The organism is Synechococcus sp. CCY9202, from assembly GCF_034931685.1.
In the GTDB taxonomy this organism is placed as follows: Bacteria; Cyanobacteriota; Cyanobacteriia; order PCC-6307; family Cyanobiaceae; genus CBW1002.
In genome coordinates, this window is record NZ_JAYGID010000055.1 from 1 (window position 1) to 10,518 (window position 10,518).

11 protein-coding genes are annotated in these 10,518 nt (G+C 67.3%); 7 read left to right on the forward strand and 4 right to left on the reverse strand.

The window, feature by feature from the left end; translation table 11 throughout:
- Positions 1-196: 196 nt before the first annotated feature.
- The 4 genes from VB777_RS08095 to VB777_RS08110 all read right to left on the reverse strand — a co-directional run bounded on the left by VB777_RS08095 (position 197) and on the right by VB777_RS08110 (position 2,971).
- Positions 197-778: a hypothetical protein gene (locus tag VB777_RS08095; protein WP_323248212.1), complete on the reverse strand. Its 582-nt coding sequence runs from the start codon at positions 776-778 to the stop codon at positions 197-199.
- 205 nt (positions 779-983) lie between these two features.
- Positions 984-1,163, reverse strand: coding sequence for a hypothetical protein (locus VB777_RS08100; protein WP_323248214.1), 180 nt, complete (start codon positions 1,161-1,163; stop codon positions 984-986).
- Positions 1,160-1,537, reverse strand: a complete 378-nt coding sequence (locus tag VB777_RS08105) for a VRR-NUC domain-containing protein (protein ID WP_323248216.1) — start codon at positions 1,535-1,537, stop codon at positions 1,160-1,162. Before VB777_RS08105 ends, VB777_RS08100 begins: the two co-directional genes overlap by 4 nt.
- Before the next feature lie 21 nt (positions 1,538-1,558).
- Positions 1,559-2,971 carry a DEAD/DEAH box helicase gene (locus tag VB777_RS08110; RefSeq protein ID WP_323248218.1) on the reverse strand — a complete coding sequence of 471 codons (1,413 nt, stop codon included), beginning with the start codon at positions 2,969-2,971 and terminating at the stop codon, positions 1,559-1,561.
- Between the two features lie 106 nt (positions 2,972-3,077).
- On the opposite strand from VB777_RS08110, the gene VB777_RS08115 reads away from it, so the two are divergent.
- From VB777_RS08115 to VB777_RS08145, 7 genes are all read left to right on the forward strand, one after another.
- Positions 3,078-3,281, forward strand: coding sequence for a hypothetical protein (locus VB777_RS08115; protein ID WP_094591370.1), 204 nt, complete (start codon positions 3,078-3,080; stop codon positions 3,279-3,281).
- Positions 3,282-3,291: 10 nt separating this feature from the next.
- Positions 3,292-5,922 (forward strand): primase-helicase zinc-binding domain-containing protein, encoded by a 2,631-nt coding sequence (locus VB777_RS08120; RefSeq protein ID WP_323248220.1) that lies wholly within the window; start codon positions 3,292-3,294, stop codon positions 5,920-5,922.
- 287 nt (positions 5,923-6,209) lie between these two features.
- Entirely contained in the window at positions 6,210-6,902 is a 693-nt protein-coding gene (locus VB777_RS08125) for a hypothetical protein (RefSeq protein WP_323248222.1), read from the forward strand.
- A gap of 104 nt (positions 6,903-7,006) precedes the next feature.
- The gene (locus tag VB777_RS08130) at positions 7,007-7,387 is read left to right on the forward strand and encodes a hypothetical protein (RefSeq protein WP_323248224.1); all 381 of its coding nucleotides are present in this window, start codon (positions 7,007-7,009) and stop codon (positions 7,385-7,387) included.
- A gap of 4 nt (positions 7,388-7,391) precedes the next feature.
- Positions 7,392-7,913 (forward strand): hypothetical protein, encoded by a 522-nt coding sequence (locus VB777_RS08135; protein WP_323248226.1) that lies wholly within the window; start codon positions 7,392-7,394, stop codon positions 7,911-7,913.
- Complete coding sequence (locus VB777_RS08140) at positions 7,910-9,493, forward strand: terminase (RefSeq protein WP_323248228.1); 1,584 nt, start codon at positions 7,910-7,912, stop codon at positions 9,491-9,493. Before VB777_RS08135 ends, VB777_RS08140 begins: the two co-directional genes overlap by 4 nt.
- Before the next feature lie 8 nt (positions 9,494-9,501).
- The gene (locus VB777_RS08145; RefSeq protein WP_323248230.1) at positions 9,502-10,194 is read left to right on the forward strand and encodes a sigma-70 family RNA polymerase sigma factor; all 693 of its coding nucleotides are present in this window, start codon (positions 9,502-9,504) and stop codon (positions 10,192-10,194) included.
- The last annotated feature ends 324 nt before the right edge of the window (positions 10,195-10,518 follow it).

The window sequence follows — 10,518 nt, forward strand, 5'->3', positions numbered from 1 at the left end:
ACCGCCGCCCTTTTCGCCGAGCAGCTCGAGAGCGTCGGGTGGCACGCCTGCGCGTGCGGTGGATTGCGTCATGGCAACTGAGAGCCGGGCTTGTGCCCGTTGGCCTGAACTTAGCGGCTCGCTGACGCTAGGTGCAACCCCGACTTGGCTCGCATTCATCCGAGTACTGGGTTTTGCTGGCCTGTTCGGGCCTTGGTCAGCCAGCAGCTACCTCCTTCTCCAGTGGACTCCTCCGCTGTTCCTGCCAGGCATTGATCCACTGGTCTGGCAGAAACTCATCGCCTTCCACCCACAGCTTTGCAAGCTCAGAAGAGCTGTAGTCGTCCATGGTCAAAACCTCGGAAAAGCGCTTCTGATGCTCTGACGGCGCTGTCTGAACCAGTGCCTGAAAGACCTCGGATACATCCGAGCCACTTCCTCGAAAGAATGTCCTTGTCTTGATCAGTCGGCGCGCGCGCTGGCGCCACTTCTCGCAGATCTCCTCGGCACGCTTAGGGGTCAGGGTGGGCGCCAAAGCGTTTTGATAGGCCTTCGGAACCGGCACGTAGCCGATGTAGCAGCTCCAGAAATCGACGGCGTCCCAGAGCTTGCCGTCATCTCCGCGCAGGGGCTCAGCGTCCGTCAGCTGATCCTTGAGCCGCTGGGTTTTCACCCCTTCCAGTTTCCTAGGCCCGTCGTCGAGGCGGCGGTTTATCTCCTCCAGCTGGAAGAAGGCCTTCTGGCGCAGCTCACCGGCCTTGCCCTGCTCGATCACCGAGAGGTTGCCGTAGGAGATCACCTCAAACTCGGCTTCCGTGCCCCATTCGCAGGCGGTGTACTGGGTCCATCCATTGCGGCGGCGCCAGTTGAGCAGCATCTTCCCGAAGGCCTTGCGGGACTCGTCCTGCCAGTCCAGGACGGCCTGGTAGGTGCGCTTGATGGGCTTCTTTGCTTGTGCCATAGCCCGATCCTAAGCATTCCTTGGCACTGCTAGCCATAGCTTGTTACAGCTTGGCAGGCTGGCCTCGGTCGTTTCCTGGCTCGGCTAAGAGCTGTTTGACTTGTTGGCCGGTGAGAACCCGGCCCGTCTGGGCCTGGAAGCGCAGGGCCAGCGTGTAGGGGTGGATGCCGGGATGGAGGTGGGCCAGGGCCTGCAGCTGCCTGCGGAGTTCGGGCCTGTTCATTCGCTTGGCTCTCCCGCAGGCCTGAGGTCCAGAACCACCCGGGCCTGCTCGATCGAGCAACACACGGCCGCCACTCCGCCAAGCTCCTGCACGAGGCGCAGAAACGCCCGCTGCTCCGGGCTGGCGGCACCGCCGGGGGCCTTGATCTCCAGGGCGACGAACTGGGCGATCCGCTGCCCCACCAGCGCCTCAGTGACCTGAAGGCTGCGCAGGCCGATCAGATCGCTGCTGCCCCGGCAGAGCCCAAAGCGCACCAGCCGGCCCTGCCGGTCGACCAGGGCACCGGTGTTGTTGCGCCACAGCCGCACCGGCCCGCGGCCGCAGGCCAGGCGGATGCGCTGCTGGATCTGGTGTTCGGACGGGGAGGAGGCCATGCCCCCTGTTGCCGGGCCGGCCTATCGCTGCTGCCGAGCAGCCCAGACATGCCTCGCCCAGCCCGGCTTGTAGCCACGTTCCTGCTCCCTCTGCAGCAGGTCATCGAAGGTCCGGCAGCCTGCTGCAGGGTGCATGCGCCGAGGCCTCTGCTGCTGGTTGGGTTTGGGCCGGTGGCGGACTGAACCCGTGACTTCAACCAGCTCGCCCTCAAGCTGCTGCAAGCCGCGCCGCTGCTCATCGCGTTCCTCGTTCAGGAACAGGTGGCCGCAGTCCGGGCAGACCTGCGCTGCGCTGGGACAGCTGCAGAAGCAGACCGGGCAGTCCTTGATCGGAATCGAGACGCCTTCCCGCCGGCGCCGACCGGCCAGGTTCCACTCGCGCTCATCGGTAGGCAGGCCGTGGTGATGGGCATTGCCGACGTGATCGAGGATCACCGCCTCCTGCTTCCCAGGTGCGGGCCGCAGGGCCCGGCCGACCATCTGCAGATAGAGCGACAAGGAAGCGGTGGGGCGCATCAGGATTGCGCCGCCCACCGAGGGGATGTCGGTGCCCTCAGAAATGATCATGCAGCTGGTGAGCACCTCCACCTCGCCGGTGCCGAGCCCGGCGATCAGGCGTTTGCGCTCCTCGGCCTGCGTGCCGCCGCTCACCGCCGCGGCCCGGATTCCCGCAGCGCGGAAGGCCGCGGCCATCTGCTCGGCGTGCTCGATGGTGCAGCAAAAGCAGATGGCGGTGCCCGGGTGCAGGCGCCGCTGGTAGTGAGATACCGCATCGCCGATGGCTGCTCGGCCCCCGTAGGCGCGTGCCGCCTGCTCCAGGTCGAACTCGCCCATGCGGCGGCGCAGCTTGCTGTTCCTGGCTCCAGGCCAGGAGAAGACCTTGGGCCTGGCGAGCCAGCCCTGCTCCACCAGCCAGGCGGCCGAGGGGCCGAGCACCAGGGCCTCGAAATAGCCGCCGTCCTCCACGCCCAACCCCTTGCCGTCGAGGCGTTCGGGGGTGGCGGTCTTGCCGATCAAGAGGGCATCAGGCCAGGCCTCGATGATCCGGCCCCAGGCATTCCCGGCCACCAGGTGGTGGGCCTCGTCCTGAATGATCAGATCCGGCGCTGACAGCTGCCCCAGCCGCCGGGCCACGGTCTGCACCGAGCCAACCGCCACCTGCCGGCCCTGCAGCCGGAGGCCGGGGGCGATGACATCGGCTTCCAGTCCCCAGGCCCGCACGGTGCCGCTGAGCTGCTCGATCAGCTCTGCCCGGTGGGCCAGCACCAGCACCCGCCGGCCCTTGCCGGCCGCGCCCTGGACGATCGCACCGATGGTCTGCCCCTTGCCCGCACCGGTGGGCATGACGGCGCAGACCCGGCGATGGACCTTGAGGGCGGCGCGGAGATCGGCCAGCAGCTGCTGCTGGTAGTCGCGCAGGACGATCGGGGCCATCAGGATCACAGGGGATCAGGACAGGGGCTAGCCGCTGGCCTTTCTTGGCTCAGCCTAGCGAGAGCTGGCCCAGAGCATTAGGCTGTAGTTCACGAGCAGAGTTCCCATGTCCGACTACGCCCTGCCGGTGAGTGTCTCGATCACCCAAGAGCAGCTGGCCTGGCTTGATGCACGCCGTCGGCACGGCTCCCTGAGCCGCTCAGCCGCTCTGCGCCAGGTGCTCGACGCGGTGATCCACCGTGAGTCCCTGGTGCCCGCACCTGATCGCGGATCTACGGGGAACCAGACGGTCGCCAGCCAGGGCTGGTGAGCGAGATCCCATGGCCGATGCCATTGCTGCGGCCCGGGGCCGCTGGCCGGAGATCCTTGCTGCCCTGGCAGGGTTGAGCGACGCGGAGCTGAGCGATCGCCATCAGCCCTGCCCGCTCTGTGGCGGGACGGATCGCTACCGCTTTGATGACAAGGACGGCAGCGGCTCCTGGTTCTGCAACCAGTGCGGCGGCAAGGACCAGCGCGGTGGCGCCGGCTCCGGCATGGACCTGCTGATGCGCCGGCAGGGCTGGAGCTTTGTGGAGGCCGCCCGGCAGGTGGAGGCCTTCCTTGGCCTGGTGCCAGATGGCCAGAACTCTAGTTCCGGCCAGGGTTCCAGCCGCAACGGCAAGCCCTGGCGCATGCCCGAGAAGCCCCCCGCCGATGCCCCGCCGCCGCCGTTGAACCGCGGGGCCACCGCCCAGTGGGCCTACCGGAACGCCGCCGGTGAGGTGCTGTTCTGGATCCAGCGGATCCGGCTGCGCAGCAGCGGCAAGGCCTTCCTGCATCGGGTCTGGCTGGATGGGGACTGGCATCGCCCCAGCCGCCGCGACGCCTTCACCTGCGACTGGCCGGCACCGCGGCCGCTCTACGGCCTGCCGGGCCTGGGCCAACGACCAGAAGCCCCGGTGCTGGTGGTGGAAGGGGAGGGCACCGCCGATGCGGCCGCTCGCCTGTTCCCAGGCCATGTGGTGCTCACTTGGGCCAACGGCTCCAAGGCGATCGCCAAGGCGGACTGGACGCCGTTGGCCGGCCGTTCGGTGACGCTCTGGCCCGATGCCGATGCCGCCGGAGTGGAAGCCATGCAGAGCCTGGCCGCCCTGCTGCATCCCCTCGACTGTCAGCTGCAACTGGTGGCCCTGCCGCCGGACCTGCCCCAGGGCTGGGACCTGGCTGATGCCGACTGGACGCCCCGGCAGGCCGCGCGGCAGCTGGCGAAAGCAGCTCAGCCATGGACACCCTCAGAGACAGGTGCCGATGGCAGCGGTGATGGAGCTGCGCCACCGCCTGCTCCGGCAGCGGCGGCAGCCGCCAGGCCGGCAGCACCCTTTCTCTGCCTGGGGTACGACGCCGACGCGAACTTCTACCAACCTTCCAGCACCGGCCAGGTAATCCGGCTGCCCCGCGGCTGCCACACCGCCACCCACCTGGTGGCCCTGGCACCGCTGGAGTACTGGGAGACCCTCTACCCCAGCCGCACCGGTGTGAACTGGCCGGCCGCGGCCAGCGATCTGCACAAGAGCTCCGCCGCGATGGGGATCTTTGCGGTGGAGCGCATCCGCGGCCGCGGCGCCTGGTGGGATGAGGGCCGCACCGTGCTGCACCTCGGCGATCGTCTGATCACCCCCGAGGGGGAGCACCCGATCACCAAGCCGTTCAGCTCGCGGCACATCTACCAGCGCCTCGAACGCCAGGAGGGGCCCTGCGGCGTCAAGCCCCTGACCGTGGAGGAAGCGGCAGTGATCGTCAGCATCGCCAACCGCTTCCGCTGGGAGGTGCCCGCCTCCGGCACCCTGCTGCAGGGCTGGGTGGTGCTGGCGCCGATCTGCGGAGCCCTGCGCTGGCGGCCCCACCTCTGGCTCACCGCCGGTGCCGGCTCGGGCAAGAGCCAGATCCTCGATCGCTTTGTGGTGCCCCTGCTCGGCGACCTGCGCCTGGCGGTGTCGGGCGCCACGACAGAGGCCGGCCTGCGCCAGACCATCTGCTCAGACGCCGTGCCGGTGGTCTTCGATGAGGCGGAGAGCAACGAGAAGGGCGACCAGCAGCGGATGCAGGCGATCCTCTCGCTGGCGCGGGTGGCCAGCAGCGAGAGCAGCGCCGAGATGCTCAAGGGTTCCCCCAGCGGCGATGTCAGCCGCTACCGGGTGCGCTCGATGTTCCTGATGTCCTCGATCGCCACCGCTCTCAAACAAGGAGCCGACAAGAGCCGCTTTGCCCAGCTCACCCTGCGCAGCCCCACCGAGATGGGCCAGGAGGAGCGCGAGGCCCACTGGCAGAGCCTCGATCGCGATCTCGAGCGCTACATCACCCCGCAGCTGGCGCGGCGCTTGATCGCCAGGACCGTGTCGCTGATCCCGGTGATCCGCCAGTCAGTCGTGGTCTTCTCCGCGGCTGCCGCCCGCCACTTCGACTCCCAGCGCTTGGGGGATCAGTACGGCACCTTGATGGCCGGGGCCTGGTCGCTGCTCAGCGATGCAGTTCCCAGCCAGAAGGAGGCCGAGGAGTGCATTGAGGTACACAACTGGGACAGCTACAGCCAGAGCACCGAAATCCCCGACGAGGCCCGCTGCATCCAGACGATCCTGCAGCGGCAGGTGCGGGTGGAGACCGATGACAAGCCCGTCACCCGCACCATCGGTGAACTGGTGGAGCTGGCGGCGTGCCACAGCAGTTGCATCGACGTGAGCCCGGGTCTGGCGGCCCAGACCCTGGGCCGCCATGGCCTGCGGGTGGATCAGGAGCGCCTGCTGGTGAGCAACACCGCCAAGGCGATTGAGCACTTCCTCGTCGATACCGCCTGGCAGAACAGCTGGCCGGTGGTGCTGCTGCGCCTGAGCGGTGCGCAACGGGCCGGACCGGTGCGCTTCTGTGGCGCCGGCATGGTCAGCCGCGCCGTTGCGCTTCCCCTGGGCGTGCTGTAACCAAAAGCCGTTACAAAACGGCCAGATACAACAGCAGCGGTAACGCCCAGATCCCATGCACCGCAGGCGATCTGGGCCTCCGTAACGATGTAACGCTCCAGGGAGCACATAGAGCCCCCTATGAATTCAAAGACGAATGCACACCCGCTCAATCAGACACTGCTGCTTGCTAATGCCTCTATATCTGAAAAAGGGTTACATCGTTACAGGCACCCCCAGAAACCACTGCCGGCCGGCCATCTCGGCTGTTACGCCCACCGTCACACCGCGTCACAACTGAAACGGCCATGACCACCACCACATCCACCTGGCTTGAGCCCATCCCCGGCCTTTGGCGGGATGAGGATGCCCATCGCTACTGGCTGGGCGATCACCTGTTCCCGGTGTCGATCACCGGCGTGCTGGCCCATGGCCTTAGCGACACCGCCAAGCGCTCAATCGAAGCCAAGCGGGCGATCTGGGAGCCGCGCGGCACCACGGTGCACGCGGCCCTGGAGCACTACAGCCAGGCCCGTTTCCTGGTGGGCAAGAGCGCCAGCGAGGCCCTGCTGGAAGCCGAGACCTTGAGCGGCCATCACCAGTACCGGGACTGGATCCTGCCGCTGCTGCAACTGCCGCTCTGGGAGGAGGTGCAGGTGATCGCCAGCGAACGGCTCACCTGCTGCCTGGCCCGCAACGTGGCCGGGGCTTTTGATGGCGCCTACGTCTCGCCGGCGCTGAGCGAGCGCCGGGGCCGTGAGGTGCGAGTGCTCTACGACCTCAAGACCCTCTCGGCCCACGGCCGCCCTTATTCCACTGCCGCCCAGCTCGGTGGCTACATGGTGCTGGAGGCGGCTCAGGGGAACCACTACGAGCTGGGCCAGACGATCTGGAGCAAACCCGGCGCAGCGTCCTGCAGCACCTTCTACAGCCGTGAGCAGTGCCTGGCGGCCTGGGCTGCGGCCTGGAGCGGCTACTGCTCAGCCCGCAGGCCGTTCTGAGAGCCAGGGCAGCCGCGAGCTGAATCGATGGGTTGGCTAGCAGGTGCTGGCCGCTAGATTGAGCAGGCTTGGAATCATCCGAGCAACTGTTCTGGTGCTCCTCGATGGCGGACCTCCTGCTTGCTGCTTCCCCAGCGCCAGCCGCTGATGCGGTTGCTGACGCTGATCTCGACGCCCTGCTGGACGCGGTCACTACGCTCAAGGCCCAGCAGAAGGAGCTGGAGCAGCAGCTCGAGCCGCTGTTGGAGGCCCTCAACACGGCGATGGCCAGCGGCCAGTTGGATCCCTCCTTCTGCCACAACGACTGGGCTTTCTCCCACAGCCCGGGCCGGTTGACCTACGACTTCCCGGCGGCGGTGCAGCAGATCGAGAAACAGCTCAAGGCCGCCAAGGAAGCAGCGATCCAGCAGGGCAACGCCACTGAGAAGCGCGGCAAACCCTTCTGGACCATCCGAGCGCCCAGGGCACAGGAGCGGCCGTTCTGAGCTGATGCCGCAGCGTTCCCATGCCCAGACCCCGACTGATCCGGTGGAGGAGCTGCGCTCCGCACCCGATCAACAGGATGCCGATGGAGAGGCGCTGTGGGAGCCGGTGGCGGTGGATCCGACCCGGCCGATCAGCCAGACCAATCCACCCCGCCGAGCACCCCATCACGCCCAGACCCCCAGAGCCACCGCCGGGGAGGTGGAGCGCCGCATCGCCGAGGCCCAGTTGTGGATCGCCCAGCGGTTGCCGCTGCTGGAGATCAGGGCAAAAGCGGGCGAAAGCTGGGGGGTGAGCAATGTCAAAACGATCAACCGCTATCTCGATCTGGCGCGGATGCGGATGGTGGAGGAGCTGATCACCGACCGGCGCCGCCACCAGGCCGAGCAGATTTTTGCCCTCAATGAGTGCGCCCGCCGGGCCATGGACGCCGAGCAGTTCAGCGCTGCGGTGGGTGCCTTCCGTGTGATCGCCGAGATCGGCGGGCTGCTGCGGGCGCCAATCAAGCCGCCGGAGCCGCGGGTATGAGCGGCCTGCTGCTGCCGGAGACGGACCCCTGGGGCGATGTCGGCCTGCTGCATCTACCCGGGAGCAGCCGCGCTGCTGAGCCCCAGGCGCCCCAGAGCCTGCGGGCCTTCATCGCTGAGGCCTACCCCCGCTATGGCTTCCACCGCTGGGCCGAGCTGCTGATCGAGCTGCTGCAGCAGGTGGCCGATGGCCGGCTCAGCCGGCTGATCGTCACCTGTCCTCCCCGGCTGGGGAAGAGCCTCCTGGTGTCCAAGCTCTTCCCGGCCTACTTCCTGCAGCGCTACCCGCACCTCTTCGCAGCGATCGCCTCGTACTCAGCCGAGCTGGCCTATGCCCACTCCAGAGAAGCCCGCCACTTCTACCGGGTGACGGGCCATCTGCTCGCCAGAGATTCGGCGGCCGTGGGGAACTGGCTCACCCGCCAGCGGGGCGGCTGCATCGCTGCCGGTGTGGATGGCCCGTTCACCGGCAAGGGCTACAGCCTGGGGATCATCGACGACCCCTACAAGGGCCCCGGCGATGCCGCCAGTCCGGCGCTGCGGCAGAAGCTGATCGACTGGCTGCGCTCGGTGTGGCTCACCCGCGCCGAACCGGCCTCGGTGCTGGGGCCAGACGGCAGGGAGCAGCCCAACCTCTCGGCCCAGGTGGTGGTGCTGACTCGCTGGGACCACCAGGACGTGATCGGCTGGCTGCTGGAGCAGGAGCTGGGGGAAGCGCCCCAGCACTGGACCGTGCTGGATCTGCCGGCGATCGCCGAGTACCCGGCAGAACGGCCCAAGCTGCCGCCCACCTGCACCCTGATCCCCGACTGGCGCCAGCCGGGCGAGGCGCTCTGTCCAGAGCGTTTCCCCCTGCGGGAACTGCTCAAGATCAGAGCCCGCCTCGGTGCCTACTGGTGGGCGGCGCTGTATCAGCAGCGGCCCAGCCCGGCGTCGGGCTCGATCTTCCTGCGCCAGTGGCTAAGGCCGCCCTTCCCCCGCGAGCAGGGCAGCCAGCGTCACTACGCCCTGCTGGCCCTCTCGTGTGACCTGAGCTTCAAGGGGGAAGCGGAGAGCGACTACTGCGGCTTCTGCCTGGCCGGCCTGCTGGCACCACAAGCCCGGAATGGCATCCCCCGATCGGGTGAACCTGACGGGCCGCCGCCACCAGCCGCCCTGGAGATCGAGGTGCTCTGGGCAGCGCGGCACCGCTTTGGCCTGCCGGAGGTGATCCGCTTCCTACTGGGATGCCTGGAGGCCCTGGAGCAGCAGGGCCTGCGGCCCCATGCCGTGCTGATTGAGGACGCGGCCAACGGCCCGGCAGTGCTGCAGACGCTTCGCCGCAGGGTGCCGGGGATGCTGCCGATCACCGCCCGCGGCAGCAAGGAAACCCGGGCCCATGCCGTGGCGCCGCTGGTGGAGGCCGGCCAGATCCGCTTTCACCACCGGGCCCAGCCGCTAGTGGAGGAAGCGATCCGCTTCCCAAAGGGCAGCAAGGACCTGGTGGATGCCTTCTGCCACGGCGCCCTGTGGCTGGAGGGCCGCTACTGGAAGGCCCAGGGCATCCAGCCGGTGGTGACGCCACTGCTGGTGAGCCGGTGAGCGTGCCGATGGTGTCCGCAGTGCGGGAACATCCCAAGCCTTCCGCAGTGGAGAGCCCACGCCCTGCCGTGCTGACTCCAGCTGCTGTGCAGCTGGTGCTGCCGCTCGCGGTGGTGCTGGTGGGCAATGCCGCTGGGGCGGAGCGAATGCTGCGGCAACGGCGCTATCGCCGCCCGGCGTGCCATGCCCGTGCGCAGCAGCTGGAGATCAATCTCCACGCTCCAGTGCATCACCCGCCCAGAGCTCAGGGTCAGCAGCCTCCTCGCTGCAGGCCCCGGCGAGAACGGCCGGTGCGGCCACACGCCGCTGCCGATGCCCTGGCGCTGCAGCACAGGGACCTGGCGGAGAAGATCGCCGGCAACTTCGCCCGGCGCACCGTTCACCCCAGGGAAGACCTGCTGCAGCTCGCAATGATCGGGTTGATCAAGGCTGCTCGTCGCTACGACCCTGCACGAGGGCCATTTCGTCCCTACGGACGCACCTACGCCAACGGCGAGATCACTCATTTCCTACGGGATCACGGTTTCCTGCTGAAGGTGCCTCCAACGTGGCGGGAGACTCATGCAAGAGGGCAGCGGATGCTGGCATCCGGTGTAGCTCTGCAGACGATGCTTGAGTGCTTAGGGATTAGCAGGCAAAATTGGCTAAAGATTGCGGAAGCCTGTTTCGCGCGGGTGGTAACGTTTCGTGTAGAGGATTAACGCACGGCTCACATTCGGGCAACCCATCATGCTGAAGCCGATTTCTAGGCAATCTTATACACCTAAAGAGCAATCACCCCTTCGAGAAATTCTTGCGCTTTCGCTTCATCGATCTGGGTGCTCGGTCGCTCAATCAGCCTATTGATTGCCCTTCCCTCAAACTGCGACACACCCCTCGAGTTCCGCCCTGCCCAATGCCTTAGGAGTTTGCTGAAAAACGAGCCCACGAGCCAGTTTTCCACAGGCATCAGTGGATTTCCGGCTCAAAAAGTCGGATCGGCGGCTATCAGAGCCGCAAACTGCCCGATTTCGGCATCGTTGGCC